Raw genomic sequence first — 26,418 nt, 5'->3', positions numbered from 1 at the left:
CCGGGTCTTGAGGAGGCTGGCGGGAAACCCCGATGGACGGCTTGGGAAGCTTGGGAAATGCTTAGGCCGGCACGGCCGCGCTTCCGCGTATCCCTAGGATGTACGTGTTCCGCCGGAACCTTCCTGCGCCGATCGCCATGCCGTCATCCGCTTCCGCCCGCATCGTGCTCGACGGCGTGGTCATCGACCTGACCGGACGCCAGTTGCTGCGCGACGGCGAAGTGCGTCCGCTGGAGCCCAAGGCGTTCGACGTGCTGGCGCTGCTGGCGTCGGAACCGGGCCGCGCGTTCAGCCGCGACGAGATCCTCGACGCGGTGTGGGGCCACCGCCACGTCACCCCGGGCGTGCTCAACCGGGTGATCACCCTGCTGCGACAGGCGCTGGGCGAGGACGCCCATCATCCGCGCCGGCTGCACACCCTGCATGGCATCGGCTACCGCTTCAACGAGGAACCGGCACCGCCCGGTGCGGCCTCCGCGCCCGCAACCGATCCTTTGGTCGCCACGGCGCATCCACGCCCTCCGCGTGCGCCGGCCTGGGCCATCGCCGCCTTGCTGGGCCTGCTGCTGCTGGCCGCCGCGGTATTCCTCCCGCGTGCTTACGACGCGGCGCCGGCATCGGCCCGGGCCGAGCCGCGCACCCTGATCGTGATGCCGCTGGTCGCGGTGGGCGAAGGAGATCGCGACATCGCCTTCGGCCTCAGCGAGGAGCTGATCAGCACGCTCTCGCGCATCCGGGGGCTGCGTGTGATCGCACGCGATTCGACCCGCCTGGCCACGGCCGACGGCGCCGACCTGTCGCGGCTGGTCCGCCGGCTCGGCGTCAGCCATGCGCTCGAAGGCAGCGCCCGCCAAGCCGGGGAGCGCCTGCGGGTGCACCTGCGGCTGGTGGATGCGGCGACCGGACGCACCTTGTGGACCCAGGACTACGATCGCGACGTGGCCGACGTGCTGGCGCTTGAACGCGACATCGCCCAGGCCGTCGCCGGCGCACTCGCGCTCAACCTGGGGCTGGCGCATCCGGCCGCGGCAACGCGCGGCGGCGACGCGGATTTCTACCGTCGCTACCTGGCGGTGCAGGCCTTGCTGCGTGCGCCGCCACCGGTACCGCCCGAGCGGGTCGAGCTGGCCGAAACGCGCCTGCGCCAACTGGTCGCCGAACAACCCCGGCACGCGCCTTCGCACGCCGCCCTCGCCGCGGCGCTGGACGGGCGCGCCTACCTGCGGCCGGAACTGGCCATCGAGCTGCGCCAGGATGCCGCGCACCACGCCGCATTGGCGCAGCGTCTGGATCCCGCCTTGCCCGAGCCCTACCTGGTGCAGGCCAGCGCCGCCTGTCGCGGCAACCAATGGGAGCTATGCCTCTCGCTGTACCGCCATGCCACCGACCTGGCGCCCAGCGAGATGCGCGCGCAGTTCCAGTACGCCATGGCGCTGGCGTCGCTGGGCTACCTGGACCAGGCCGAGCAGGTGATGCGGCGCGGCGCCCGCCGCGATCCGCTCAACCAGGGCTGGCATTTCGGTCATGGCCGCATCCTCGACACCCTGGGCCGGCACCGCGAGGCCCTGGTCGAATTGCAGCGCGCCGGCCGCTTCGGGCGCTATGGCCGCTGGTTCAACGCGGTGTGGCGCGGCGATCACGCGGCCTTGCCGGTGATCGCCGCCGGCATCGGCGGACCCGAGGACACCAGCAGCCGGCAGTATGGCCCGCTGCTTCGCCAGTCCTACCTGCTGGCCAGCCGGGCCGTGGTGGATCCTTCCGCCTGGCCGCGGACGCGCATCGCGATGAAGGAGTTCGAACAGCGCACCGGGTTGATGAACTTCCTCAGCGTGCTGGATCCGCAACGCGACACCGCCGCCGTGATCGACGGGCTGGATCAGGTGCGAAGGCGTTCGTATTCATCCTGGGATCTGCTGCTGTGGACCCGCGACCTGGGGTATCTGCGCGAGGATCCGGCGTTCCAGGACTACCTGCACCGCAGCGGCATCGCCGCGTACTGGGACAAGCATGGCCTGCCGGCGCAATGCCGGCGCGACGCACGCCGTTACCGGTGCCAGTGAATCCGTGGATGCGGAGGCGACTCTTCTCTAGCGATCCCGCGCCTTCCATTCGCAAACGTCCCGCACCCGCGCCAGATCGCAGTGCATGTCGATACGGCGGGGCGGCCATCCGATGTCGCCTTCCTTGAATCCTTCGACCCAGCGTCCGTCGTCCTCGATGCAGACGCCCCACGTGTTGATGCGATCGCCCATCGGCAACATCATCCCGATCTCGCTGGCGCCGCGGATCGTGAACCGGCCCGTCGCGTCGGTGACTGCCGTATGCCGGGAGGGTCCGCAGTCGGCCTTGAACATGCTCGGCAACACGTGGATCCGCGCACCCGCAACGGGAACCTGCCCTCGCACCAGCATCCCTTCGATTGCCGGGACGATCTGCTGCCTATGCGGGAAACAGCCAGTCAACAGCAGCAGGCTCGCGGACAGCGGCAAAAGGCGTCGCAGATGGCGTGTATGCATCCGTTGAAGGACTCCGGGAGGGTTCATGGCGGTGTCCCCACCGTACGAACGGCGATTGCCGGCGGCCATCGGAGCATTCCGAATGGCGCCGATTCTCCGCTCCGCGCGATCAACGTGCCGGCAGCGACGCCTCGTAGGCCTGCAGATGGCACCAGGCGGTGGACAGCAGGGACGCCGGCAGTCCGAAGCCCTGCGCGCGATGCACCATGTCGCCGACGATCTGCAGGCCCTCCACGCGCTGGCCGGCTTCCAGGTCGCGCAGCATCGAGGCCTTGATGTCCGACCCCGATTGCCGCAGCGTCGCCAGCGCGGTGTCCTGCGCAGCCTGCGGAATCGGTTGTCCGGATGCCGCGGCCACCGCGATGCACTCGGCGTACAGCGCGGTCATGAACGCCTCGCCGCCCTCGCCCGCCCCGATCCGCCCGATTGGCGCGCGCATCAGGCAGGTGCCGGCGGCCAGCGCGGTGAGGAAGCTGTACTTGATCCACTGTTCGCGGGCGATGTCCGGCGCCAGCAGGTGATCGACGCCGGCCTGCGCGCAGGCCTCGGCGAAGGCCGACAGGCGCGCGCGCGGCGCGGCGCCATCGCGTTCTCCAAAGGTGATCGAAGCGGGCTTGCCCAGATGCAGGATTTCGCCCTGCGGTCCCTTGGTGGCGCTGATGAAGCACAGGCCGCCGATCACGTGATCGCGGCCGAACCGCTCATCCAGCCGCGCGTAGTGCAGCAGGCCGTTGAGCACCGGCAGCACGTCGGCGCCGGCCTCGACCGCGGGTGCGATCGCTTCGATCGAACTGTCCAGGTCGTAGGCCTTGCAGCTGAGCAGGACCAGATCGAAGGGACGCGACGCGATCAGTGCCGGCAGGGCTTCGGCGGTCACCGTCGCCACCGGCAGTGCGGCGTCGCCGAGCGGACTGTGGATGCGCAGGCCCTCGCGCGCCAGATCCGCCGCGCGCGGCGCGCGGACCAGGAAGGTGACGTCGGCGCCGGACTGCGCCAGCCGGCCGCCGAAATAACCGCCGGTGCCGCCGGCGCCCAGGATCAGGATTCGCATCCGCACCACTCCCTGCATCGCGCCGGACCGTGCCGGCGCAAGTTCAACTGCGCAGGCCGACGCCGCGCTTGAGCAACCACAGCGCCAGCGAACTGAGCGCCAGCACGAATCCCAGCATCAGCGCGTAGGCCACCCACAGCGGCACGTCGCTGCTGCCCAGCAGGCCGTAGCGGAACGCGTTGACCATGTAGAAGATCGGGTTGGCGTGGGTCAGCGCCTCGGCCCAGGACGGCAGCAGTTTCACCGAATAGAACACGCCGCCCAGGTAGGTCAGCGGGGTCAGGATGAAGGTGGGCACGATCGCCACGTCGTCGAACTTCTTGGCGTAGACCGCATTGATGAAACCGGCCAGCGAGAAAATCGTCGCGCCCAGCAGCACCGTGCTCAGGGTGACCAGCGGATGCGGCATGCGCACGGGGGTGAAGAAGGTGGCGATGATCAGCACGATGATGCCGACCATCAGGCCACGCAGCACCGCGCCGGCCACGTAGCCCCACAGGATCACCCAGTTCGGCATCGGGCTGACCAGCAACTCCTCGATGTGGCGTCCGAATTTGGCGCCGAAGAAGCTGGAGGAGATGTTGCCGTAGCTGTTCTGGATGACGCTCATCATCACCAGGCCCGGCACGATGAACTCCATGTAGCTGTAGCCGCCCATGTCCCGGATCTGCGAGCCGATCAGGCCGCCGAAGATCAGGAAGTACAGGGTCATGGTGATGGCCGGCGGCACCAGGGTCTGGCCCCAGATGCGCAGGATCCGCGCCACTTCGCGGCGGACGATGGTGCCGAAGGCGATCAGGTTGGGATTGCTCATGCCGCCTGCTCCTTGCCGTTGCCGGTCATGCGCACGAACAGTTCCTCCAGCCGGTTGCTCTTGGTGCGCATCGAGCGCACCCGGATGCCGGCTTCGTTGAGCGCGGCGAAGATGCGGTTGAGATCCATCGCCCGCGGCATGTCCAGATCCAGCGTATGCGGATCGGTCGCCACCAGCGTCGCGCCTTCGATGAGCGGCAGCTGCGCCGGCAGCTCGCCGTCGATGTCCAGCAGGAAGCCTTCCACGTCCAGCTTGGCCAGCAGCTCGCGCATCGGGCCCTGCTCGACGATGGTGCCGTGGTCGATGATGGCCAGGTTGCGGCAGAGGCTTTCGGCCTCCTCCAGGTAATGGGTGGTCAGGATGATGGTGGTGCCGGCGGCGTTGATGTCCTTCAGGGTCTTCCACATGCCACGCCGGATTTCGATGTCCACGCCGGCGGTCGGTTCGTCGAGGATCAGCAGCTTCGGCCGGGTCATCATCGCGCGGGCGATCATCAGCCGCCGCTTCATGCCACCGGACAGCGTGCGGCTCATCATCTGCGCCTTGTCCCACAGCTGGGCGCGCTTGAGTTCCTCTTCGGCCAGCACCAGCGCCTCGGCGCGGGGCACCCCGTAGAAACCGGCGTAGTTGACCAGGATGTCGATCGGCTTCTCGAACATGTTGAAGTTCAATTCCTGCGGCACCAGGCCGATCAGCCGCAGGGCGTCGTCGCGGTGGCGCGACAGGTTGACGCCGAACACCTCGACTTCGCCGCCGCTCTTGTTCACCAGCGAGCTGACGATGCCGATCAGGGTCGACTTGCCGGCGCCATTGGGGCCGAGCAGGGCGAAGAAATCGCCGGGCGCGACCTGCAGCGAGATGCCCTTGAGCGCCTGCACGCCGTTGTCGTAGACCTTGCGGAGATCGGAAATGGCGAGCGCGGGCGCGTTCGCGGGAACCACGGGTTGGGACACGTAGGGGACCTTGCGGCGCCAGCGTGGGCGCCCGGGGGGACACGAACGCTTATTATAGGCACCCCGCCGGGTCGGTCCCGGCACCACACCGTTCCATCGCCCAGCACCTTGGCCATCGTCCATTTTCCGTTGAAGCTCGTCGGGCGCCGCATGCTGGCCCCCAGCGTCGGCCACTATGTCTTCGTCCGTGACGACGGCCAGCCCCTGGACTTCATCCCGGGCCAGTTCATCCAGGTGCATTTCAGCTACGCCGACGGGACCCCTGCCAAGCGCAGCTATTCGCTGGCGACCATCCACGATCACCGGCTGGGACCGGGCGAGGCGGTGGAGATCGCGGTCAGCTACGTGCCCGGCGGCGCGGCCACGGCCCTGTTCGAGGGCCTGCCCGAAGGTGGCCACGTCGACGCCAGCGGTCCCTACGGCCGGTTCTGCCTGATGCCCAACGACCGCAACCGCCGCTACCTGCTGATCGCCACCGGCACCGGCGTCACGCCCTACCGGGCGATGCTGCCGCAGCTGGCCGAGCAGATCGCCGGCCGCGACATCGAGGTGGTGCTGCTGTTCGGCGCGCGTACACCCGCCGAACTGCTGTACGGCGAGGATTTCCGCGCCTTCGCCGACCAGCATCCGCAGTTCCGTTTCGTGCCCTGCTTCTCCCGCGAACTGCCGGAACATCCGCACCCGGATGTCCGCCAGGGCTATGTGCAGCAGCATCTGGCCGAGTTCGCCCCGAATGCGGATACCGACATCGCCTACCTGTGCGGCAATCCGGACATGGTCGATGCCTGCTTCGAGGCGCTGAAGGCCGCCGGCCTGCCGATTCCGCAGATCCGCCGCGAAAAATACGTCAGCAGCAAATAAAACCGGTAGGAGCGGCGTCCCGCCGCGAGCTCTTCGCCGGATTCTTCGCCAGATTCTTCGCCAGATTCTTCGCCAGATTCTTCGCCAGATTCTTCGCCAGATTCTTCGCCGGACTCTTCGCCGAGCTCTTCACCGGGAATTGGCGGCCGCTGTGTGAATAGGCTCACGGCGGGACGCCGCTCCTACCGCCGGTCGGTGATTCCGATGGTTTGGGATGCCTGCAGGCGGTCGGAAAAAAAGCCACCGCACTTTGGTCACATCCGTCGGTTGGCGTCGTCATGGCATCCTGAAACGCATCGCAACCAGGACGAACGCCCATGCGACACCACCGCAAGACCCTGCTGGCCTGCGCCGGCCTGCTCGCGCTCACCGCCTGCAGCAACGCCCGCGCGCCGGACAAGGCGGCCACCGGCCGCCACTATGGCCGCGTCACTTTCCAGCCCTGCACCCTGGCCGAGGCCGGGACCGGCGGGAACGTCGAAGCGCAATGCGCGACCTTCGAGGTGCCGGAGAACCGGCAGGCGCCGCAGGGCCGCAAGATCGCCCTCAACCTCGCCTGGCTGCCGGCCACCGACGAAGGCGCGGCCCTCGAGGATCCGGTGTTCTTCCTGGCCGGTGGTCCCGGCCAGGCCGCGACCGAGCATGCGGTCCTGGTCGACGCGGCCCTGCGCGAGGTCCGCAAGCAGCGCCACGTGGTGCTGGTGGACCAGCGCGGCACCGGCCGCTCCAATCCGCTGGAATGCGATGGCCCCGAGGACGGGCCGTCGGTCGCCGACATGGATTCGCTGGATGAGGCCGCCCTGCAGGCCATATCGCGCAAGTGCGTGGACGCGCTGTCCAAGCACGCCGATTTGCGCTTCTACACCACCACCGAGGCCATCCGCGACCTGGACGCCGTGCGCGCCGCGATCGGCGCCGCGCAGATCAACCTGATCGGCGTGTCCTACGGCACCCGCGTCGCCCAGCAGTACGCCGGCGCCTATCCGCAGCACACCCGCGCGATCGTATTGGACGGCGTGGCGCCGAACGCGCTGGTGGTCGGCGGTGAGTTCGCCCGCCGTTTCGATGACGCGCTGGCGCTGCAATCCAAGGCCTGCGCCGCCGATGCCGCCTGCCGCGCGCGCTATCCGACCGACCTGCGCACCCGCCTGCTGGCGCTCAAGCAGCGCCTGTCCGCCGCGCCGGTGGAGGTGACCTACCGGGATCCGTCCAACGGACAGGAGAAGCGGGACAAGCTGTCCGCCTCGACGGTCACCGGCCTGACCCACGCGTTCTCCTACATGCCGGCCACCACCTCGCTGCTGCCGCTGGTGCTGGACGAAGCCGACCAGGGCCGCTACGGCCCGCTGATGTCGCTGGCCAAGTTCATGGACGGACAGGTGTCCGGCCAGATGGCGCGCGGCATGCAGCTGTCGGTGATCTGCGCCGAGGACGCCGATCGCTATCGGCCGGATCCGGCCGACGCCGATACGGTGATGGGCGACGACCTGGCCCGGCTGTTCTTCAGTCCCTGCGCGGTGTGGCCGAAGGGCGAACGCCCGGCTGGCTTCAACCAGCCGCTGGTGTCGAAGGTGCCGGCGCTGCTGATGTCCGGTGAGCAGGATCCGGTCACTCCGCCCAGCTACGGCGAAGCCGTGCTCAAGGGATTGTCCAACGGCCGCCACCTGGTCCTGCGCGGCCAGGGCCACAACGTGATCGGCCAGGGCTGCATGCCCAAGCTGGTCAGCCAGTTCATCGAATCGACGGATGCCAAGGCGCTGGACGCCAAGTGCCTGGATGCGATCGACGGCACGCCCGCCTTCACCAGCTTCAACGGATGGGAGCCGTGATGGACCTTCGCATTCCCTTCCCATCCGCAGCAGCGATTCCAGGAGACATTCGATGATCGTGGCACAGGATCTGCACAAGAGCTTCAAGACCAAGACTGGCCTGGTCAATGCGGTGGACGCGGTCAGCTTCCAGGCGCGCGACGGCGAGATCACCGGCCTGCTCGGCCCCAACGGCGCCGGCAAGACCACCACCATGCGCATGCTGTACACGCTGATGTCGCCGGATCGCGGCAGCGTGCTGGTCGACGGCATCGACGCCGCCCGCGACCCGGTCGCGGTGCGCCGCGCGCTGGGCGTGCTGCCGGATGCGCGCGGCGTCTACAAGCGCCTGACCGCGCGCGAGAACATCGCCTATTTCGGCGAACTGCACGGCCTGTCGCGCGAGGTCATCGCCGAGCGCACCCGCAAGCTGTCGCAGGCGCTGGACATGGACGACATCCTGGATCGGCAGACCGAAGGATTCTCGCAGGGCCAGCGCACCAAGACCGCGATTGCGCGGGCGCTGGTGCACGACCCGAAGAACGTCATCCTCGACGAACCGACCAACGGCCTGGACGTGATGACCACGCGCGCCATGCGCGGCTTCCTGCGCCAGCTGCGCGAAGAGGGCCGCTGCGTGATCTTCTCCAGCCACATCATGCAGGAGGTCGCCGCGCTGTGTGATCGCATCGTGGTCATCGCTAAGGGGCGCGTGGTCGCCGCCGGCACCGCCGACGAACTGCGCCAGCAGGTCGGCGAGGACAACCTGGAAGACGCCTTCGTCAAAGTGATCGGGTCCGAGGAGGGACTGCACGCATGAGCCTGTTCGGTACCGTCATCACCGTGATGCGCAAGGAGCTCAAGGACCTGTCGCGCGACCGCCGCACGCTCGCCCTGGCCCTGTTCCTCGGCCCGCTGCTGTACCCGGCACTGATGCTGGGCATGGGTTCGCTGGCCGAGAAGCGCGCCCGCACCCAGATCGACAAGGAACTCGACATTCCCGTGGTCGGCAAGGAGAACGCGCCCAACCTGGTGGCCTTCCTCGCCAGCTACGGCCTGAAGGCGGTGGAACCGCCAAAGGATCTGGCCGCGGCGATCCGCAACCAGGACATCGACGTCGCCCTGCGCATCAGCCCCGACTACGCCCGGGACTGGCGCGCCGGCAAGCCGGCGCTGGTGGAAATCATCAAGGACAGCACCCGTCGCGATGCCGAGATTCCCAGCCGACGGCTGGAAACCACGCTGGCGATCTACAGCCAGCAGGCGGGCGCGCTGCGGCTGATGGCGCGGGGGCTGGATGCCTCGGTCGCCAAGCCGGTGAACATCGGCGCGCAGGATCTGGCCACGCCGGAAGCCAAGCGTGGCGTGCTGCTGTCGGTGCTGCTGCCCTACCTGCTGATCCTGACCTCGTTCATCGGCGGCGCCTACCTGATCCTGGACGCCACCGCCGGCGAGCGCGAACGGCAGTCGCTGGAACCCTTGCTCGCCACGCCGGCTTCGCGCGGCGCGGTGGTCAGCGGCAAGATCGCCGCGGCCTGCGTGATCGGCATGGGCACGCTGGTGCTGACCTTGCTCGCGTTCCGTTTCAGCGCGCAGATTTCCTCCGGTGTCGGCCGCCAGTTGAACGTGTCGTTCCCGGCGATGGCGCAGATGCTGCTGGTGCTGCTGCCGATGCTGTTCATCGGCACGTCGCTGCTGACCTGGCTGGCCGCCAGCGCCAAGAGCATGAAGGAGGCGCAGAGCCACATGACCTGGTTGCTGCTGTTGCCGATGGTGCCGACCTTCGCGCTGATGGCCAGCCCGGTGAAGAGCCAGCTGTGGCAGTTCGCGGTGCCGTTCCTCGCGCAGAACCAGCTGATCCTCAAGGTCATCCGCAACGAGGCCATCACCCCGCAGATCTGGGGTATCTACCTGGCCAGCGCGTTCGCCCTGGCGGCGTTGCTGTGGTTCGCCGCGGTGCGCCGCTACCACCAGGAGCGGTTGGCGATCTCGGGCTGACGGGGCGTGATGCCGGAATGAAAAAAGGGGGCGGAAATTCCGCCCCCTTTTTGCTGGCTGATGTTCCGGTTCAACCGCCCGGATTGAACCCGATGGTGCGGCGGGTGGTAACCGGCTCGCTGACCGGCTGGAACTTCCAGCGCTTGGCCGCGTTGACCGCTTCGCGATCGAATACACGGGCCGGAGTGGCGCGCACGACCCGCGCGGAGGTGACCGAACCATCGGTGCCCACCGTGAATTCCACCAGCACCTCGCCGGCGGTACCGGCGCGCAGGGCTTCGGGCGGATAGCGCGGCGCCGGCGTGCTGATCGGACGCAACTGGTTGCTGCCGCTGGAAGTCGCCGCGGTGCTGGCTGGCGCCGACGCGGGTGCGGACGGTGTCTGCGCCGCCGCGCGGGCGGCGGCCTCGCGCTGTTCGGCCTCGCGCCGCGCCGCGGCCTGGCGTTCGGCTTCCTGGCGGGCGGCTTCCTGCTGCTGGGCCAACTGCTGTGCGGCGGCGGCCTCGGTCGCGCGTTGCTGTTCGGCCTGCTGCGCCAGTCGCTGCTGGTCCTTCAACCTCGCCTCTTCCGCGGCCTTGGTCTTGGCCTCGCTGTCCTGCGCACGCTGGGCGACGGCTTCCTGCGCCGCGGTGATGCTCTGCTTCAAGCGCGGCAGTGCCGGCGCCTTGGGATCGGCCTTCTCGATGATCGCCGACAGGCGTTGCGCCTCGGTGAACTCCTCGCGCGCGATGCTCTGCTCCGCGGCGATCAGCGTGTAGGGCATCAGGTCGGTCAAGGCGCTCGTTACGCCCGGATCATTGGGCAGCTTGTCGCGCAGGGCCAGGTAGTACTCCATGGCGTTGTTGCCGCCGGGCGCGTAGATGCGGTTCTCGCGCAACGCGTTGGTGGCGGCGTCGCGGAGCTGGTCCACGTTCATGGCCTGGACTTCGGCTGAAACCGCCGGCGGCGGCGGCGCGGCCTGTCCCGCGGCGGCGGCCTGTCCGGTGGCAGGGGCCGTGGCCGGTTCGTCCTTGGAGCATGCGGCGATGGTCAGTACCAGCAATAGCGGTACCGCCAAGCGCGACTTGGCGTAGTGCGTCTTCGACAGCATCGGTTGTTTCCCCCAGAAACACGAAAGTGAATCAATGGATCCCGCGTGCCCAGCACACGGGATCACGCCCCGTCTGTCAATCTTGTCACCTTATTTGCCGATGCAGAAGGTCGAGAAGATGTATCCCAGCATCTCGTCGGCGGAAATCTTGCCGGTAATCTCCCCCAGCGCGTCATGCGCCAACCGCAGTTCCTCGGCGGCCAGCTCCAGCATTTCGTGATTCAGTTCACTATTTGCCTGTTCAGCATGCCCGGACGCGCGGCGCAGGGCATCGACGTGGCGGGCCCGGGCGGAGAACTCCCCTTCGCTGCCCTCGCCCGCTCCCTGCCCGGCCAGTTCCCGCAGGCGCGCATGCAGGGCCGGCAAACCCTGGCCGGTCGCGGCTGAAACCGTCATGACCTCCGCATCGGGATCCTCCGGCACCGTCGGCAGCAGGTCGACCTTGTTGTGGATCCACAACCTGCGCGGCACGTCGGCGACCACGTCGGCCACCGCCGCCGCGCCAGCCTGCACGTCGCGGGCATCGACCACGATCAGGGCCAGGTCCGCGCGCTGCAATTCGGCGCGGGCGCGGCGCATGCCTTCGCGTTCGATTGCGTCGCCGCCCTCGCGCAGGCCGGCGGTGTCGACCAGATGCAATTCCAGTCCATCCAGGCGGATGGTTTCGTGCAGGGTGTCGCGGGTGGTGCCGGCGACATCGGTGACGATGGCGCGATCACTGCCGGCCAGCGCATTCAGCAGCGAGCTCTTGCCGGCGTTGGGCGGGCCGACGATGACCGTATGCAGACCGTCGCGCAGTTTGCGTCCGCGTTCGGCGTCGGCCAGCAGTTGCCGCAGTTCGGCCTGCGCCTGCTGCAACCCGGCCCGGACCTCGCCGCCGCCGAGCGTTTCAATCGACTCGTCGGCGAAATCGATCGCCGCCTCGACATGCACGCGCAGCCGCAGCAAGCTCGCGGCGATGGCGTCCACCCGGCGCGAGAACACACCGTCCAGCGAACGCCGCGCGGCCCGCGCGGCGCGGGTGTCGGACGCGGCGATCAGATCGGCCACCGCTTCGGCCTGGGCAAGATCCAGCTTGTCGTTGTGGAAGGCGCGTTCGCTGAACTCGCCGGGACGGGCACGTCGGGCGCCGAGCGCGCAGGCGCGATCGACCAGTGCCTGCAGGACCACCGGACTGCCGTGCGCCTGCAGTTCGGCCACGTCCTCGCCGGTGAAACTCGCCGGACCCGGGAACGCCAGCGCGATGCCGTCGTCCAGGATGCCGCCTTCGCCGTCATCGAAACGCACGTGGTGGGCACGCCGCGCATGCAGCGCGCGTCCGCACATCGCCGCCGCGATGGCCAGCGCGCGCGGGCCGGACAGGCGCACGATGCCCACGCCGCCCGCACCGGGCGCGGTGGCGACGGCGGCGATGGTGTCGGAAGCCGGCGCGGGATTCATTGCAGTTGCCTCAGCTGTTCGCGCGCCGCGTAGGCGGAGGCGCCGGCCGGTTGCAGAGCCGGATACGCGCTGATCGCCTCCGCCCGGGGCGCGATCCTTGCATTTCCGATGCCGCCCGCCGAAGTGACGTCATCCTTGTCGCACGCCACCAGCGCGAAGCCGGCCAGCAGCACCGGCAGCAGGACGGGGAAACGACGGAATGGCATCACGGCAGGATCCGTGGGAACGGAGGAAGGTGGCCGCGCATGTTACCGCGGCAAGAAAAAACCCGCCTTGCGGCGGGTTTTTCTCGGAGCGGCGCGGCTTACTTCTTGGCGGTGGCCGTCGCGGTGGCCGGTTCGCCGTGCCGCTTGGTCATCCACCACTGCTGGAGCAGGCCCAGCGCGCCGTTGGTGACCCAGTACAGGACCAGACCGGACGGGAAGAAGGCCATCATGACGCCGAACACCAGCGGCATGAACTGCATCATCTTCTGCTGCATCGGATCCATGCCCGGCGCCGGCGTCAGCTTCTGGGTCAACCACATCACCAGCATGTTGAGAATCGGCAGGATGAAGTACGGATCCTGCGCGGTCAGGTCCTGGATCCAGGCGAACCACGGCGCCTGGCGCAGTTCCACCGATTCCACCAGCACCCAGTACAGCGACAGGAAGATCGGCATCTGCACGAGGATCGGCAGGCAGCCGCCCATCGGGTTGATCTTCTCCTTCTTGTACAGCTCCATCATGGCGACCTGGAACTTCTGCTTGTCGTCGCCGTAGCGTTCCTTCAGCTGCTGGATGCGCGGCTGGAACTTGCGCATCTTGGCGAAGCTCTTGTACTGCGCCGCCGACAGCGGATACAGCGCCAGCTTCACCAGCACCACCAGGCCGATGATCGACCAGCCCCAGTTGCCCAGCAGCGCATGCAGGTGCGCCAGGATCCAGAACAGGCCCTGGCCGATCAGGTCGAAGATCTTGAACTGGCTGTAGTCGACCGCGCGGTGCAGGCCCGGCACGTTCTCGGCCTTGATCTTGTTGACCAGCTTCGGGCCCACCCACAGCCGCGCGCTGATGGCCACGGTCTGGCCCGGCGCGACGTTCAGCGGATCGGCCATGTCGCGGATCAGCGGACGCGGGCCAGTGGCGTATTTGGGCTCGTCCAGCGAGATGGTGGTGTGATCGGCCGCCTGCGGAATCCAGGCGGTGAAGAAGTGGTGCTGCAGCATCGCGATCCAGCCACCGGTGCCGCGCCAGTCGACGCGGCCATCGGCCACGTAGTCCTCGTCGAACTTGCGACGCTGGTAGCCGCCGTCATACCAGGTCGCGCCGTTGAAGCTGAAGGACTCCGGATTGGTCATACCGCGCTTGACCAGCGGCGGGGTCCGGGTCAGCTGGCGATAGATCGCACCCTGCCATGGCGTGCTGCCACCGTTGACCACTTCGTCGCGCACGGTCAGCGCGTATTCGCCGCGCTTGAGCGTGTAGACACGGCGGATGGTCACGCCGTCCGGACCGCGCCAGATGAAGGGCGCGGAGATGTCATTGCCACCCGCCGCCAGCGCGAAGGCGGTGCCGGCTTCCGGCACGAAACCCTTCTCGTGATTCGGCGCGGCGCGCGTTCCGCCGGCGGGCACCCAGCCGCTCTCGGCGACGTAGTAGTGCGCCGGATCCTGGTTGAACAGCTTCACCGCCGGGCTGCCGGGGCGCTTTTCCTGCGGGTATTGCAGCAGTTCGGCTTCCAGCACGCTGCCGCCATCCAGGGTCAGCTTCAGCACGTCGCTGCTGATGGTGACGCGCTGGCCGGCCGACGGCGCGGCGGCAACGGCGGCCGGGGCCTCGACCGCAGCCGGCGCCTGCGGGACCGTACTGCCGGGTTGCGCAGCGGGCGCCGAGGCGGGCACGGTGCTGCCGGACTGCGTCGCGGCGGTGGCCGCCACGGTGGGCGCAGCGACGGCGGGCGCATTGAACTTGCCCCACTCCATCCACAACAGGATCGCCACCATCAGCCAGGCGAAAATCAGGAAAACACGGGTCTGGTTCATCGGACAGGCAATCTCAACCGGCGTCGGGTTCCGGTGTCGTGGAGGGAGAAGAGGGGGAATTCAAGGCCGCCGGCATTGTGCCTACCGTCGCTGGCGGCGGCAATGCGCCGGCGCGGGTCAGCACGCGGAGGAAGGTCGCGCGCAGCTGCGCATTGCTGGCGGTGGCGGCCGGCGGTCGCGCAACCACGACATAGTCGCCGCCGGGCAGCTGCGAACGCAGGCTGCGGAACTGTTCGCGCAGCTGGCGCTTGATCCGGTTGCGGCCCACCGCGCGGCGATCAACCTTGCGGGAAACGGCCATGCCCAGCCGGGCCGGCTGCTCGCCGGCCAGCCAGTGCAGGCTCAGCAACGGATCCGAAGTACGGCGTGACTGCTCGAACACGCGCGCATACTCCGCGCCCGTGCGGACCCGGGCGTGGCGTGGAAATGCTGCGCTCATGACAGCAAGAAGCCCGCACCGTTCAGTGCGGGCTCCTGGCAAGGGCATCGCATGATTGATGTCTCGGCCGCGAATTGCGGCAAAGCCATCAGGCGGTCAGGCGCTTGCGGCCCTTGGCGCGGCGACGCGACAGGATCTTGCGGCCGTCGGCGGTCTTCATGCGGGCACGGAAACCGTGGTCGCGCTTGCGCTTGAGATTGCTGGGTTGGTAAGTGCGCTTGGTGGCCATGGGGCCCTCGTGCGGGTTTGCGGATGGAAAGAACCGGAAATTCTATAGGTATCCGCCGGTTACGGTCAACACCGGCGAAGAAGATCGAAATGGGCCGCGCAAGGCCCCGCGCCGGAAGGGATCGCCGCCGGTCCATTCATCCACATCTTATGCACAGGAACCATTGGCGCGGCCGGATGGCGGTGGTAGTCTGGCCGACCCCTTCTTTACAGGCTCCCGTCCACGCAATCGCGTGGCGCGGACGCCGTGTTTTCCACACCTTATCAAGAACGAGTTGTTTCACGCGATGGATGCCTGGCCCCGCTGCCTTGAACGCCTGGAAGCCGAATTTCCGGCAGAGGATGTACACACCTGGTTGAAGCCGCTGCAGGCCGAACAGCGCAGCGATGCGGTGGTCCTGTACGCGCCGAACGCCTTCATCGTGGAACAGGTGCGCGAGCGTTACCTGGACCGGATCCGGGAGCTGCTGGACTATTTCGCCGGCCACGCCGAGGTTTCGCTGGAGATCGGCTCGCGCGCCCGCGCGCCGGAACCGGCCAGGCCGGCCGCCCCCGGCCAGGGAATGCCGGCCGTGGCCTCGACCGAGCCCTATGCCGGCAACCTGGATACCCATTACACCTTCGACAATTTCGTCGAAGGCCGCAGCAACCAGCTGGGCCGCGCTGCGGCCTGGCAGGCGGCGCAGAAGCCGGGTGACCGCGCCCACAACCCGTTGCTGCTGTACGGCGGCACCGGCCTGGGCAAGACCCACCTGATGTTCGCCGCCGGCAACGAGATGCGTCGGCAGAACCCGAACGCGCGCGTGCTCTACCTGCGTTCGGAACAGTTCTTCAGCGCGATGACCAAGGCGCTGATCGAGAAATCGATGGATCAGTTCAAGCGCCGCTTCCAGCAGGTCGACGCGCTGTTGATTGACGACATCCAGTTCTTCGCCGGCAAGGACCGCACCCAGGAAGAGTTCTTCCACACCTTCAACGCGCTGTTCGACAGCCGCCAGCAGATCATCCTGACCTGCGATCGCTATCCGCGCGAAGTGGAAGGGCTCGAGCCACGATTGAAATCGCGCCTGGCCTGGGGCCTGTCGGTGGCGATCGAACCGCCGGATTTCGAGACGCGCGCGGCGATCGTGCTGGCCAAGGCGCGCGATCGCGGCGCCGAGATTCCCGACGAGGTCGCGTTCCTGCTGGCCAAGAAGATGCGCAGCAACGTGCGCGATCTGGAAGGTGCGCTCAACACCCTGGCCGCGCGCGCCAACTTCACCGGGCGCGCGATCACGCCGGAATTCGCCCAGGAAACCCTGCGCGATCTGCTGCGCGCGCAGCAGCAGGCGATCAGCATCCCCAACATCCAGAAAACGGTCGCCGACTACTACGGACTGCAGATCAAGGATCTGCTGTCCAAGCGCCGCACGCGCTCGCTGGCGCGGCCGCGACAGGTCGCGATGGCGCTGGCCAAGGAACTCACCGAGCACAGCCTGCCGGAAATCGGCGACGCGTTCGCCGGCCGCGACCACACCACCGTGCTGCATGCCTGCCGCCAGATCCGGAGCCTGATGGAGACCGATGGCAAACTCCGCGAGGATTGGGATAAGTTGATCCGTAAACTCAGTGAGTAAGCGGCCTGCTCCCTTGTGGACAAACTGTGGCTGGAATTTCCGCCAGAATTTATCCACAGGTTTCAGTGCCCTTCCCGAGGGGCTTGTCCACGGGGTTGGATCTGTCGGAAAATCGTTGTGATTCAAATGTTTGTGATGGTTCCCCACTGAAATCGGCGAAACCATCACCACCAGTTTTTAAGATCTTTCCTTCTTTTTAGAAGCACAAGGCACAAGGGGCACCCACCGACATGCGTTTCAGCCTTCAGCGCGAAGCATTCCTCAAGCCGTTGGCCCAGGTGGTCAATGTGGTCGAACGGCGGCAGACCCTGCCGGTCCTGGCGAACTTCCTGGTGCAGGTGCAGAACGGGCAGCTGTCGCTGACCGGCACCGATCTGGAAGTGGAAATGATTGCGCGCAGCGCGGTCGAGGACGCGCAGGACGGCGAAACCACGATCCCCGCGCGCAAGTTGTTTGAAATCGTCCGTGCCCTGCCCGATGGCAGCAAGGTCACCGTCAGCCAATCGGCAGACAAGGTCACCGTGCAAGCCGGGCGCAGCCGTTTCACCCTTGCCACCCTGCCCGCCAACGACTTCCCGTCGGTGGATGAAGTCGAGGCGACCGAGCGCGTGGACGTGCCAGAGGCGACCCTGAAGGAACTGATCGAGCGCACCGCGTTCGCGATGGCGCAGCAGGACGTGCGCTATTACCTCAACGGCCTGCTGTTCGACCTGGCCGACCGCACCCTGCGCTGCGTGGCCACCGACGGCCATCGCCTGGCCCTGTGCGAAGCGCAACTGGAAGGCTCGCCGCTGTCCAAGCGCCAGATCATCGTGCCGCGCAAGGGCGTGACCGAGCTGCAGCGCCTGCTGGAAGGCGGTGATCGGGCGCTGGAACTGGAAGTCGGTCGCAGCCACATCCGGGTCAAGCGGGACGATGTCACCTTCACGTCCAAGCTGATCGATGGCCGTTTTCCGGACTATGCCGCGGTGATTCCGATTGGCGCGGATCGCGAGGTTCTGCTGGATCGCGAAGTCCTGCGCGCGGCGCTGCAACGCGCGGCGATCCTGTCCAACGAAAAGTACCGCGGCGTACGGGTGGAAGTTTCGCCCGGCCAGCTGAAGATCAGCGCGCACAACCCGGAACAGGAAGAAGCCCAGGAAGAAATCGAAGCCGACACCAAGGTGGACGGACTGGCCATCGGCTTCAACGTCAACTATCTGCTGGATGCGCTCAGCGCCCTTCGCGACGAGCAGGTCGTCATCCAGCTGCGTGACGCCAACTCCTCCGCCCTGGTGCGTGAGGCCAGCAGCGAGAAGTCCCGCCACGTGGTCATGCCGTTGCGCCTCTGACATCTGGTTTCACGTGGAACACGAACAGCGCCCGGCTTGATGCCGGGCGTTTTCGTTGTGGAGTCCCGTCGACATTCCCTGGGAGCCCAGGGCGCTACGGTGTCGATTCCAGAGTCCAGCGGAGGCCACCATGCACCGGAGCAGGCTTGGCAATCTCGTCATCGATTGCCGGACAGACGATCTCCCAGCTGCGGCGGAGTTCTGGAGTGCCACGCTCGGCCTGGCTCTGCCGGGGGATTGGGAAGGCCGTTTCATCCGGCTGCGGACGCCGGCAGACGACGTGCGGGTCATTCTCCAGCAGGTCCGCCATGCCCCCCGCGTCCATCTGGACCTGGAGACGGATTCGATCCCGCTGGAAGTCCGTCGGCTGGAACAGTTGGGGGCGGTCCTGGTCAGCCGGCAGGCCGAATGGGTGGTCATGCAGGCGCCCAGTGGGCACCGTTTCTGCGTGGGCAAGCCCTACCGAGGTGGATTCAACCGGAACGCGCATGTCTGGCCCTGATGCGATGGCCGCCCATTGCGCATCCGCCCCGGAATCGGGGGCGCCGGACCCGGTAAGATCCCTGCATGCCCTCCCGCACCTTTCCGCCAACACCGGCGGCTTCCTGGTTTTCGTTCCCTGTTTCCAGCCCCCGCCCGGCCGGAGCGGTGCCCCTGTGCATGTGACCCGATTGACGGTGGCAGGGCTGCGTCGGTTCGAGCAGGCCAGCCTGCAGCCGGGGCCGGGCCTGAACCTGGTGACCGGGGACAACGGTGCGGGCAAGACCAGCCTGCTGGAGGCGTTGCACGTGATGGCCTATGGCCGGAGCTTTCGCGGCCGTGTCCGGGACGGGTTGGTACGGACGGGAAGCGAGGCGGTCGAGATTTTCGTTGAGTGGGAGGAAGCCACGGCCGTCCGGCCGCGCCGCGCCGGCCTGCGCCACAGCGGCCAGGCCTGGACCGGCCGGTTGGATGGCGAGACGGTCGGCCAGCTGGGCGAGCTTTGCGCGGCATTGGCCGTGGTGAGCTTCGAACCTGGCAGCCATGCCCTGGTCACCGGGGGCGGGGAGCCCCGCCGGCGCTTCGTCGATTGGGGCCTGTTCCACGTGGAACAGGACTTCCTGGGACTGTGGCGCCGCTATGCCCGCGCCCTGAAGCAGCGCAATGCCCTGCTCAAATCCGGAATCGGCGGCGCCCAGCTGGACGCCTGGGACCATGAACTGGCCGAATCCGGTGAACCGCTGACCCAGCGGCGGCTCGGATATCTGGAGCAGCTGCAACCTCGCCTGAGCCGGGTGGCGGCCGAATTGGTCCCCGGGCTGGGCCGGGCCACCCTGGAGTTCCAGCCCGGCTGGCGCCGACACGAACTGTCCCTGGCCGATGCCCTGCTGCTGGCCAGGGACCGGGATCGCGCGGCCGGCCATACCTCGGTGGGGCCGCATCGCGCCGACTGGCGGGTGGACTATGCCGCCTGCCCCGCCAGGGAAGCGCTTTCGCGCGGCCAGGCCAAGCTCACCGCGCTGGCCTGCCTGCTCACCCAGGCCGAGGACTATGCGGCGCGGCGCGGCGAGTGGCCGGTGATCTCCCTGGACGACCTGGCTTCCGAACTGGACCGCGGACACCAACGCCGCGTGCTGGAACGCCTGCTGGGCAGTGGTGCCCAGATATTCATCACCGGCACCGAACCTCCAGCCGCATTGGAGGAAATAGGCGTGAGCCCAACCCGGTTCCACGTGGAACACGGCCGGCTGTCCCCTGCCTGACGCCGCCGCGCGGCGGGGCCGGGTCCGCCGGGGTGCTATAATTTCGCTTCGTATCCCTATAGCTGCGTGCCTGCCCGGCGTTCCCCGGTCCGGCACCAGCGGCTATGCAGCCGACCACGAAGCGAATGACCGACGAAACGATTCCTGCACCGAACGGCAATTACGACTCCAGCAAAATCACCGTCCTTCGGGGCCTGGAAGCGGTCCGCAAGCGGCCCGGCATGTACATCGGCGACGTGCACGACGGTACCGGCCTGCACCACATGGTGTTCGAAGTCGTCGACAACTCGATCGACGAAGCCCTGGCGGGCCATGCCGACGACGTGATCGTGAAGATCCACGAGGACGGCTCGGTTTCGGTGTCCGACAACGGCCGCGGCATTCCGGTCGACATCCACAAGGAAGAAGGCGTTTCGGCGGCCGAAGTCATCATGACCGTGCTGCACGCCGGCGGTAAGTTCGACGACAACAGCTACAAGGTTTCCGGCGGCCTGCATGGCGTCGGCGTGTCGGTGGTCAACGCACTGTCGAACAAGCTCACCCTCGATATCTGGCGCGATGGCTTCCACCACGAGCAGGAATACCACCTCGGTGAGCCGGTGTATCCGCTGAGGCAGCTGGAAGCCTCGAACAAGCGCGGCACCCTGACCCGGTTCTGGCCGTCGGCGGAAATCTTCACCGATGTCGAGTTCCACTACGACATCCTGGCCCGCCGCCTGCGCGAACTGTCGTTCCTCAATTCGGGCGTGAAGATCACCCTGATCGACGAGCGCGGCGAAGGCCGCCAGGACGTGTTCCAGTACGAAGGCGGCATCCGCAGCTTCGTCGAGCACCTGGCCCAGCTGAAGACCCCGCTGCACCCGAACGTCATCTCGGTGACCGGAGAAACCAACGGCATCACCGTGGACGTCGCCCTGCAGTGGACCGACGCCTACCAGGAAACGATGTTCTGCTTCACCAACAACATCCCGCAGAAGGACGGCGGCACCCACCTCGCGGGTTTCCGCGCGGCGCTGACCCGCACCCTCAGCAACTACATCGAACAGAACGGCATCGCCAAGCAGGCCAAGGTCAACCTGTCCGGCGACGACATGCGCGAAGGCATGATCGCGGTGCTGTCGGTGAAGGTGCCGGATCCCAGCTTCTCCTCGCAGACCAAGGAGAAACTGGTCAGTTCCGACGTGAAGCCGGCCGTTGAGGCCGCGTTCGGTGCACGTTTGGAGGAGTTCCTGCAGGAACACCCGAACGAGGCCCGCGCCATCGCGGAAAAGGTCGTCGACGCCGCCCGCGCCCGCGAAGCCGCCCGCAAGGCCCGCGAACTGACCCGCCGCAAGGGCGCGCTGGACATCGCCGGCCTGCCCGGCAAGCTGGCCGACTGCCAGGAGAAGGATCCGGCCCTGTCGGAACTGTTCATCGTCGAGGGTGACTCGGCAGGCGGCTCCGCCAAGCAGGGCCGCAACCGCAAGAACCAGGCGGTGCTGCCGCTGCGCGGCAAGATCCTCAACGTGGAACGCGCGCGCTTCGATCGGATGCTGTCCTCGGCCGAAGTGGGCACGCTGATCACCGCGCTGGGCACCGGCATCGGCAAGGACGAATACAACCCGGACAAGCTGCGCTACCACCGCATCATCATCATGACCGACGCCGACGTGGACGGATCCCACATCCGCACGCTGCTGCTGACGTTCTTCTACCGGCAGATGCCGGAACTGATCGAGCGCGGCCACGTCTACATCGGCCTGCCGCCGCTGTACAAGCTCAAGCAGGGCAAGCAGGAGCTGTACCTGAAGGACGACGCGGCACTGAACGTCTATCTCGCCAACAGCGCGGTGGAAGGCGCTTCGCTGATCCCGGCCGACGGCGAACCGCCGATCGCCGGCGAAGCGCTGGAGAAGCTGCTGCTCGCCTACGCCAACGCGCGCGAAGCGATTGCGCGCAATGCGCACCGCTTCGATTCGCAGCTGCTCGAAGCGCTGATCGACGCGCCGGCGCTGGATGCCGCTTTCGCCGAGCGCAACCAGGACCAGCGCGCCGATCTCGACGCGTTGGAAGCCAAGCTCAACCGGGGCCGCCTGGGCAGTCCGCGCTATTCGCTGCACCTGCAGTCGGCCAACGAACAGCGTCCGGCCGCGTTGCTGTCCACCCGCCGGCACATGGGCGAGGAACTGACCCAGGTGCTGCCGCTGTCGGTGTTCGAAACCGGCGAACTGCGCGCGCTGCGCGAAGCGGCGGATCTGCTGCATGGCCTGGTCCGCGAAGGCGCGACCATCGTGCGCGGCAACAAGACCCAGGCGATCGAAGGTTTCGCCCAGGCGCAGGCCTGGCTGCTGGAGGAAGCGAAGAAGGGCCGCAGCATCCAGCGCTTCAAGGGCCTCGGTGAAATGAACCCCGAGCAGCTGTGGGACACCACGGTCAATCCGGATACCCGTCGCCTGCTGCAGGTGCGTATCGAGGACGTGGTGGCCGCCGACCAGATCTTCAGCACGTTGATGGGTGACGTGGTGGAGCCGCGCCGCGACTTCATCGAAGCCAACGCGCTGAAGGTCGCCAACCTCGACGTCTGATCCGATGCCGGACGCGCCGGAAACAGGGCTGTCTTCGCCGCCGCCATTGCGGCCGCTGCGTTCGGCCCTTGCCGGCTTCTGCGCTGACACCGCGCTGGCGCTCGTCATCACCGTCGTGCTGATGCTGGGCGCCGGCGTTCTCTGGGGCGTCGCGCGTGCCATCCAGTTGGCTGCCGCGGGCGCCGAGCAAGCTGAAATCACGGCCGCGCTCGAAAGGCCCGACGCGGTCGTGCAGATCCTGATCGCGCTGTTCTCGATGGGCAGCGCCGCCTTGCTGCTGTACTTCTGGCGACGTCCCGCCAGCGCGCAGGAACGCCGGCATTCGCAATGGGCGGCGCGCCGGACCGGCACCTGGGTCGCGGTGGTCGGCGTGGCGGTGCTGACGTTCCTGTCCAGCAGTCTGGCGAGCTGGCTGGGAGAACGGATGGGGGTGCCGCCGAATCCCAGCAACCTGGCGCCGATCCAGGACCTCTCCCAACACCATCCCTATTTCATGATGGCGTTCGCGGTGCTGCTGGCGCCGCTGTACGAGGAACTGCTATTCCGGCGCGTGCTGTTCGGCGGCATGTGGCAGGCCGGATATCCGGTGCTGGGCATGATCCTCAGTGGCTGCGCCTTCGCGCTCGCGCACGAAGCGCCCGGACTCAACGGCAACGGCGCGGCGGCCACGACACTGCTGCTGGTCGTTTATGCCGGCATGGGCGTGGCCTTCGCCTGGCTGTATCGGCGCACGGGCACGCTCTGGGCGCCCATCGCCGCCCATGCGCTGAACAACGCCCTGGCCTTGGGGGCCATGCAGCTGGCCGGTGGCTGACCGCCGCGCCCGGTTGACGGAATGTTAAGACGGCCTTGCCGACACTAAACGCGGTTCCGCACTGGAGTGCACTGCCATGAAACCCTGGTTGCTCGCCGCCACCGTCGCGACTTTGCTGGTCGCCTGCGCCACCACCACCTCGCCCACCGGCCGCACCCAGGTGGTGGGCGGCATTTCGCAGCAGCAGCTGGATCAGCTGGGCGCCCAGGCCTTCGCCGAGACCAAGGCCAAGGAACCCGCCAACCGCGACGCGAAGCAGAACGCCTATGTCACCTGCGTGGTCAACGCGCTGGTGCGCCAGCTGCCGCCCGCGCAGCGCTCGGTTGCGTGGGAAACGGCGGTATTCGTCGACAAGGAACCCAATGCCTTCGCCCTGCCGGGCGGCAAGGTCGGGGTGAACACCGGCATCTTCACAGTCGCCAGGAACCAGGACCAGCTCGCCGCGGTGCTGGGGCATGAAATCGGCCATGTCATCAGTCGCCACCACGAGGAGCGCATCACGCGCCAGATGGGCACGCAGACGGGCCTGAGCATCCTTGGCGCGCTGGCCGGCGCCAAATACGGCCAGACCGGCATGGATGCGGTCAGCCAGTTCGGCAGCCTGGGCGCGCAGGGCCTGATCCTGCTGCCCAATTCCCGCACCCAGGAAAGCGAGGCGGACGTGGTCGGCCAGCGGCTGATGGCCCAGGCCGGCTTCGACCCCCGCCAGGCGGTCAATCTGTGGGAAAACATGATGGCCGCTGGCGGCGGAAGGCCGCCGCAGTGGCTCTCCACCCACCCGGACCCGACCAACCGCATCCGCGAACTCCAGCGCGATGCCCCGGCGCTGGTCCCCACCTATGAAGCCGCCCGCAAGGCCGGAAACATCCCCCGCTGCGGCTGAGAACGCCAGGGTATTGCTGCCCTGCAGCAACAAAAACCTTACCTGTTTCACCGAAGTTTCTGATAGCTTTTCCGGCCCCGGAAGGATCCGACCGCCCCCGATAGACTTCTGCCGTCCGCTTTGAGGTGACCCCCATGCTGCATCGCAAGTCCAGACACGCCCTGCTTTCCTTCGCCATCATCGGCCTGCTGGGCGCAGGGGTTGCCGCCGATGCCGTTGCCCAGATGAACCGCGATGACAGCAGTTCGATGCGCCGGCAGAAGAAGGAAAAGGTCGAGATCAGGTATCCCGAAGCGACCCGCCAGGAGCCGAAGGAAAAGGCGTCGGCCAAGATGCAGAACCAGCTCAACAAGCTGTTCAAGGCCTACGAGAAGGAAAACAACGAAGACGAGACGATGACGCTCGTCAACGAGATCATCGCCAGCGACAAGGCCAACGCCTACGACAAGTCGGTCGCCGCGCAGATCGGTGCGCAGGCCGCCTACGGCAAGGATGATGCCAAGCTGGCCAAGGACTATGCGAACAAGGTCCTGGAGTTCAACGGCCTGGACAACAACAACCACTACCAGACGATGTTCTTCCTGGCCCAGCTGCAGATGCAGGACGACCAGTTCAACGAAGCGCTGGCGACGATGGACAAGTTCTTCGCCGAGACCAAGTCGCAGAAGCCCGAGGAACTGGTGGTCAAGGGCAACATCCTGTATCGCGCCGAGCGCTACGCCGACGCGATTCCGTTCCTGAAGCAGGCCGTGGAAGGCTCGCCGGAACCGAAGAACGAATGGCTGCAGATCCTGATGGCCAGCTATGCCGAAGCCGGCCAGAACGACGCCGCCGTCAAGCTCGCCGAACAGCTGGCCGCCAAGAGCCCGACCGACAAGAAGGCGCAGATGAACCTGGCCTCGGTCTACCTGCAGGCCGACAAGACCGACCAGGCCGCCGGCGTGCTGGAGAAGCTGCGCGCTTCCGGCCAGCTCACCGACGATCGCGAGTATCGCCAGCTGTACAGCATGTACGCGAACATGGACGGCCGCGAAAAGGACGTCATCGCCGTCATCAACGAAGGCCTGCAGAAAGGCGTCCTGAAGGACGACTACCAGACCCAGTTGGCGCTGGCCCAGTCCTACTACTACTCCGAGCAGATCCCGCAGGCCATCGAGGCCTGGAAGAAGGCCGCGCCGCAGTCGCCCAACGGCGAAACCTACCTGAACCTGGCGCGCGTGCTGTGGCAGGAAAACCGGATCCCGGAGGCCAAGCAGGCCGCCAAGTCCGCACTGGACAAGGGTCTGAAGAAGCCCGAGGACGCCAAGAAAATCCTGGCCCTGCCCTAACGGGAAACCAATAAACCGACGGCCAGAAACATCGAAAAAACGATGGTTTTGGCACCACGGAATGGTATAAGCTGAGAGTTCCCCCTGCCAAAAGTCAGGTGGGGGGAAACCAATACGACGCGGACGTTGCGGCGTCCCGCACCAACCTTGAGTTCATTGGCGCATGGCTGAACAACTGGTCATCAATAGGTATCGGGAAGAGGAAGAGGACAAGAGCCTCAACTGGCCCCGGATCATCGGCATTGCCTTCGTGATCGCGTTGCACGCGGCCGCGCTGCTGCTGCTCCTCATTCCGGCTGTGGCTCCGCCGGCGGAAAAGGAAGAAACGCAACGTACCTCCGTGGTGATCGTTGACGCGCCGCCTCCCCCGCCGCCGCCGCCGCCGCCGCCGCCCAAGCAGGACACGCCGCCGCCGCCGGTCAAGAACCTGGCGCCGCCGAAGCAGACTCCGCTGCCGCCGCCGCCGGAAGCGCCGCCGGTCGAAGTGTCCGAGCCGCGTCCGACCGACGTCTACCAGCCGCCGGCTCCCCCGGCGCCGCCGGCTCCGGTCGCCGACATCGGCGCCAGCGTGGACATCTCGTCCAAGAACATGAACCCGCCGCGCTACCCGCCGTCGGCCGCCCGCGCCGGTATCGAAGGCACGGTCATCCTGATCATCGACGTGGACGCCAGTGGCAACGTCACCAACGTCTCCGTCGAGAAGTCCAGCCGCAACCGCGACCTGGACCGCGCGGCGATGGAAGCCGCCCGCAAGTGGCGCTTCAATCCGTCCGTCGTCAACGGCCAGAAGGCCGCCGGCCGCGTCCGCGTCCCGGTCGACTTCAAGATGGGCGGCTGATCGGCCGCCCCTCGCGAGTTACTCCATCCGTTTCGTCACCCGCAACACCCTCAATCAACACTCTTAAATAAAGGTAAGCGT

General features: G+C 67.2%; 24 protein-coding genes. 14 read left to right on the top strand and 10 right to left on the bottom strand.

Features of this window, described 5'->3' with window-relative positions:
* Window positions 1–137 precede the first annotated feature (137 nt).
* Window positions 138–2,060, top strand: a complete 1,923-nt coding sequence (locus IB228_RS10135) for a winged helix-turn-helix domain-containing protein (protein WP_192198287.1) — start codon at window positions 138–140, stop codon at window positions 2,058–2,060.
* Window positions 2,061–2,087: 27 nt separating this feature from the next.
* Here IB228_RS10135 and IB228_RS10130 read toward each other — a convergent pair whose 3' ends face one another.
* From IB228_RS10130 to IB228_RS10115, 4 genes are read right to left on the bottom strand one after another with little or no spacing between them, the layout of a single operon-like run.
* Window positions 2,088–2,585, bottom strand: a complete 498-nt coding sequence (locus IB228_RS10130) for a carboxypeptidase-like regulatory domain-containing protein (RefSeq protein WP_192198286.1) — start codon at window positions 2,583–2,585, stop codon at window positions 2,088–2,090.
* A gap of 40 nt (window positions 2,586–2,625) precedes the next feature.
* Window positions 2,626–3,567, bottom strand: coding sequence for a 2-dehydropantoate 2-reductase (gene panE, locus IB228_RS10125; RefSeq protein WP_192198285.1), 942 nt, complete (start codon window positions 3,565–3,567; stop codon window positions 2,626–2,628).
* A 43-nt stretch (window positions 3,568–3,610) separates the two neighbouring features.
* The gene (locus tag IB228_RS10120; protein ID WP_141454962.1) at window positions 3,611–4,381 is read right to left on the bottom strand and encodes an ABC transporter permease; all 771 of its coding nucleotides are present in this window, start codon (window positions 4,379–4,381) and stop codon (window positions 3,611–3,613) included.
* The gene (locus IB228_RS10115; protein ID WP_318289411.1) at window positions 4,378–5,322 is read right to left on the bottom strand and encodes an ABC transporter ATP-binding protein; all 945 of its coding nucleotides are present in this window, start codon (window positions 5,320–5,322) and stop codon (window positions 4,378–4,380) included. The genes IB228_RS10120 and IB228_RS10115 overlap by 4 nt, the downstream gene beginning before the upstream one ends.
* A 63-nt stretch (window positions 5,323–5,385) precedes the next feature.
* On the opposite strand from IB228_RS10115, the gene IB228_RS10110 reads away from it, so the two are divergent.
* The 4 genes from IB228_RS10110 (at window position 5,386) to IB228_RS10095 (ending at window position 10,001) form a co-directional block, all read left to right on the top strand.
* Window positions 5,386–6,195 carry a ferredoxin--NADP reductase gene (locus IB228_RS10110; protein WP_183641317.1) on the top strand — a complete coding sequence of 270 codons (810 nt, stop codon included), beginning with the start codon at window positions 5,386–5,388 and terminating at the stop codon, window positions 6,193–6,195.
* Between the two features lie 317 nt (window positions 6,196–6,512).
* Window positions 6,513–8,024 carry an alpha/beta hydrolase gene (locus tag IB228_RS10105; protein ID WP_192198284.1) on the top strand — a complete coding sequence of 504 codons (1,512 nt, stop codon included), beginning with the start codon at window positions 6,513–6,515 and terminating at the stop codon, window positions 8,022–8,024.
* Window positions 8,025–8,076: 52 nt separating this feature from the next.
* The gene (locus IB228_RS10100) at window positions 8,077–8,823 is read left to right on the top strand and encodes an ATP-binding cassette domain-containing protein (protein ID WP_141454960.1); all 747 of its coding nucleotides are present in this window, start codon (window positions 8,077–8,079) and stop codon (window positions 8,821–8,823) included.
* A complete protein-coding gene (locus IB228_RS10095) occupies window positions 8,820–10,001 on the top strand; it encodes an ABC transporter permease (RefSeq protein ID WP_192198283.1) in 1,182 nt (393 codons plus the stop codon). Before IB228_RS10100 ends, IB228_RS10095 begins: the two co-directional genes overlap by 4 nt.
* Before the next feature lie 70 nt (window positions 10,002–10,071).
* On the opposite strand, the gene IB228_RS10090 is transcribed toward IB228_RS10095, so the two are convergent.
* The 6 genes from IB228_RS10090 to rpmH form a co-directional block, all read right to left on the bottom strand.
* Window positions 10,072–11,091 (bottom strand): energy transducer TonB, encoded by a 1,020-nt coding sequence (locus IB228_RS10090; protein ID WP_183639830.1) that lies wholly within the window; start codon window positions 11,089–11,091, stop codon window positions 10,072–10,074.
* A gap of 90 nt (window positions 11,092–11,181) precedes the next feature.
* Entirely contained in the window at window positions 11,182–12,531 is a 1,350-nt protein-coding gene (mnmE, locus tag IB228_RS10085) for a tRNA uridine-5-carboxymethylaminomethyl(34) synthesis GTPase MnmE (protein ID WP_192198282.1), read from the bottom strand.
* Entirely contained in the window at window positions 12,528–12,737 is a 210-nt protein-coding gene (locus IB228_RS10080) for a hypothetical protein (protein ID WP_192198281.1), read from the bottom strand. The genes mnmE and IB228_RS10080 overlap by 4 nt, the downstream gene beginning before the upstream one ends.
* Before the next feature lie 98 nt (window positions 12,738–12,835).
* Window positions 12,836–14,554 (bottom strand): membrane protein insertase YidC, encoded by a 1,719-nt coding sequence (yidC, locus tag IB228_RS10075; protein WP_192198280.1) that lies wholly within the window; start codon window positions 14,552–14,554, stop codon window positions 12,836–12,838.
* Window positions 14,555–14,567: 13 nt separating this feature from the next.
* The gene (rnpA, locus tag IB228_RS10070; RefSeq protein ID WP_183639838.1) at window positions 14,568–14,993 is read right to left on the bottom strand and encodes a ribonuclease P protein component; all 426 of its coding nucleotides are present in this window, start codon (window positions 14,991–14,993) and stop codon (window positions 14,568–14,570) included.
* An 88-nt stretch (window positions 14,994–15,081) separates the two neighbouring features.
* Window positions 15,082–15,222: a 50S ribosomal protein L34 gene (gene rpmH, locus IB228_RS10065; RefSeq protein WP_097123437.1), complete on the bottom strand. Its 141-nt coding sequence runs from the start codon at window positions 15,220–15,222 to the stop codon at window positions 15,082–15,084.
* A 286-nt stretch (window positions 15,223–15,508) separates the two neighbouring features.
* On the opposite strand from rpmH, the gene dnaA reads away from it, so the two are divergent.
* The 9 genes from dnaA (at window position 15,509) to IB228_RS10020 (ending at window position 26,337) form a co-directional block, all read left to right on the top strand.
* Complete coding sequence (gene dnaA, locus IB228_RS10060) at window positions 15,509–16,837, top strand: chromosomal replication initiator protein DnaA (RefSeq protein ID WP_192198279.1); 1,329 nt, start codon at window positions 15,509–15,511, stop codon at window positions 16,835–16,837.
* Window positions 16,838–17,067: 230 nt separating this feature from the next.
* Window positions 17,068–18,168 carry a DNA polymerase III subunit beta gene (gene dnaN / locus IB228_RS10055; RefSeq protein WP_141454943.1) on the top strand — a complete coding sequence of 367 codons (1,101 nt, stop codon included), beginning with the start codon at window positions 17,068–17,070 and terminating at the stop codon, window positions 18,166–18,168.
* 130 nt (window positions 18,169–18,298) lie between these two features.
* Window positions 18,299–18,670, top strand: a complete 372-nt coding sequence (locus tag IB228_RS10050) for a VOC family protein (RefSeq protein ID WP_192198278.1) — start codon at window positions 18,299–18,301, stop codon at window positions 18,668–18,670.
* Between the two features lie 154 nt (window positions 18,671–18,824).
* Window positions 18,825–19,910 (top strand): DNA replication/repair protein RecF, encoded by a 1,086-nt coding sequence (gene recF, locus IB228_RS10045; protein WP_192198277.1) that lies wholly within the window; start codon window positions 18,825–18,827, stop codon window positions 19,908–19,910.
* 125 nt (window positions 19,911–20,035) lie between these two features.
* Window positions 20,036–22,474: a DNA topoisomerase (ATP-hydrolyzing) subunit B gene (gyrB, locus tag IB228_RS10040; protein ID WP_183639846.1), complete on the top strand. Its 2,439-nt coding sequence runs from the start codon at window positions 20,036–20,038 to the stop codon at window positions 22,472–22,474.
* Between the two features lie 4 nt (window positions 22,475–22,478).
* Window positions 22,479–23,288 carry a CPBP family intramembrane glutamic endopeptidase gene (locus tag IB228_RS10035; RefSeq protein WP_192198276.1) on the top strand — a complete coding sequence of 270 codons (810 nt, stop codon included), beginning with the start codon at window positions 22,479–22,481 and terminating at the stop codon, window positions 23,286–23,288.
* Window positions 23,289–23,364: 76 nt separating this feature from the next.
* On the top strand, window positions 23,365–24,171 hold the full coding sequence (locus tag IB228_RS10030; RefSeq protein WP_192198275.1) for a M48 family metallopeptidase: 807 nt from the start codon (window positions 23,365–23,367) through the stop codon (window positions 24,169–24,171).
* A 134-nt stretch (window positions 24,172–24,305) separates the two neighbouring features.
* The gene (locus IB228_RS10025; protein ID WP_183639852.1) at window positions 24,306–25,499 is read left to right on the top strand and encodes a tetratricopeptide repeat protein; all 1,194 of its coding nucleotides are present in this window, start codon (window positions 24,306–24,308) and stop codon (window positions 25,497–25,499) included.
* A gap of 163 nt (window positions 25,500–25,662) precedes the next feature.
* Window positions 25,663–26,337, top strand: coding sequence for an energy transducer TonB (locus IB228_RS10020; protein WP_183639854.1), 675 nt, complete (start codon window positions 25,663–25,665; stop codon window positions 26,335–26,337).
* The last annotated feature ends 81 nt before the right edge of the window (window positions 26,338–26,418 follow it).

Origin of the sequence: Pseudoxanthomonas sp. PXM04, assembly GCF_014851695.1 — a bacterium.
Classification (GTDB): Bacteria; Pseudomonadota; Gammaproteobacteria; order Xanthomonadales; family Xanthomonadaceae; genus Pseudoxanthomonas_A; species Pseudoxanthomonas_A beigongshangi.
Note: the sequence above shows the minus strand (reverse complement) of the source record. Positions and strands in the feature narration are given on the sequence as shown.

What these genes read in the sequence shown, in the direction of transcription:
- IB228_RS10100 (WP_141454960.1), top strand. Translation starts at nt 8,077, where the DNA reads ATGATCGTGGCACAGGATCTGCACAAGAGCTTCAAGACCAAGACTGGC.
- IB228_RS10120 (WP_141454962.1), bottom strand. Translation starts at nt 4,381, where the DNA reads ATGAGCAATCCCAACCTGATCGCCTTCGGCACCATCGTCCGCCGCGAA.
- IB228_RS10025 (WP_183639852.1), top strand. Translation starts at nt 24,306, where the DNA reads ATGCTGCATCGCAAGTCCAGACACGCCCTGCTTTCCTTCGCCATCATC.
- IB228_RS10095 (WP_192198283.1), top strand. Translation starts at nt 8,820, where the DNA reads ATGAGCCTGTTCGGTACCGTCATCACCGTGATGCGCAAGGAGCTCAAG.
- IB228_RS10050 (WP_192198278.1), top strand. Translation starts at nt 18,299, where the DNA reads ATGCACCGGAGCAGGCTTGGCAATCTCGTCATCGATTGCCGGACAGAC.
- dnaN (WP_141454943.1), top strand. Translation starts at nt 17,068, where the DNA reads ATGCGTTTCAGCCTTCAGCGCGAAGCATTCCTCAAGCCGTTGGCCCAG.
- IB228_RS10080 (WP_192198281.1), bottom strand. Translation starts at nt 12,737, where the DNA reads ATGCCATTCCGTCGTTTCCCCGTCCTGCTGCCGGTGCTGCTGGCCGGC.
- IB228_RS10105 (WP_192198284.1), top strand. Translation starts at nt 6,513, where the DNA reads ATGCGACACCACCGCAAGACCCTGCTGGCCTGCGCCGGCCTGCTCGCG.
- rnpA (WP_183639838.1), bottom strand. Translation starts at nt 14,993, where the DNA reads ATGAGCGCAGCATTTCCACGCCACGCCCGGGTCCGCACGGGCGCGGAG.
- dnaA (WP_192198279.1), top strand. Translation starts at nt 15,509, where the DNA reads ATGGATGCCTGGCCCCGCTGCCTTGAACGCCTGGAAGCCGAATTTCCG.
- IB228_RS10135 (WP_192198287.1), top strand. Translation starts at nt 138, where the DNA reads ATGCCGTCATCCGCTTCCGCCCGCATCGTGCTCGACGGCGTGGTCATC.
- IB228_RS10020 (WP_183639854.1), top strand. Translation starts at nt 25,663, where the DNA reads ATGGCTGAACAACTGGTCATCAATAGGTATCGGGAAGAGGAAGAGGAC.
- yidC (WP_192198280.1), bottom strand. Translation starts at nt 14,554, where the DNA reads ATGAACCAGACCCGTGTTTTCCTGATTTTCGCCTGGCTGATGGTGGCG.
- gyrB (WP_183639846.1), top strand. Translation starts at nt 20,036, where the DNA reads ATGACCGACGAAACGATTCCTGCACCGAACGGCAATTACGACTCCAGC.
- IB228_RS10130 (WP_192198286.1), bottom strand. Translation starts at nt 2,585, where the DNA reads ATGGCCGCCGGCAATCGCCGTTCGTACGGTGGGGACACCGCCATGAAC.
- IB228_RS10035 (WP_192198276.1), top strand. Translation starts at nt 22,479, where the DNA reads ATGCCGGACGCGCCGGAAACAGGGCTGTCTTCGCCGCCGCCATTGCGG.
- rpmH (WP_097123437.1), bottom strand. Translation starts at nt 15,222, where the DNA reads ATGGCCACCAAGCGCACTTACCAACCCAGCAATCTCAAGCGCAAGCGC.
- IB228_RS10090 (WP_183639830.1), bottom strand. Translation starts at nt 11,091, where the DNA reads ATGCTGTCGAAGACGCACTACGCCAAGTCGCGCTTGGCGGTACCGCTA.
- IB228_RS10030 (WP_192198275.1), top strand. Translation starts at nt 23,365, where the DNA reads ATGAAACCCTGGTTGCTCGCCGCCACCGTCGCGACTTTGCTGGTCGCC.
- mnmE (WP_192198282.1), bottom strand. Translation starts at nt 12,531, where the DNA reads ATGAATCCCGCGCCGGCTTCCGACACCATCGCCGCCGTCGCCACCGCG.
- panE (WP_192198285.1), bottom strand. Translation starts at nt 3,567, where the DNA reads ATGCGAATCCTGATCCTGGGCGCCGGCGGCACCGGCGGTTATTTCGGC.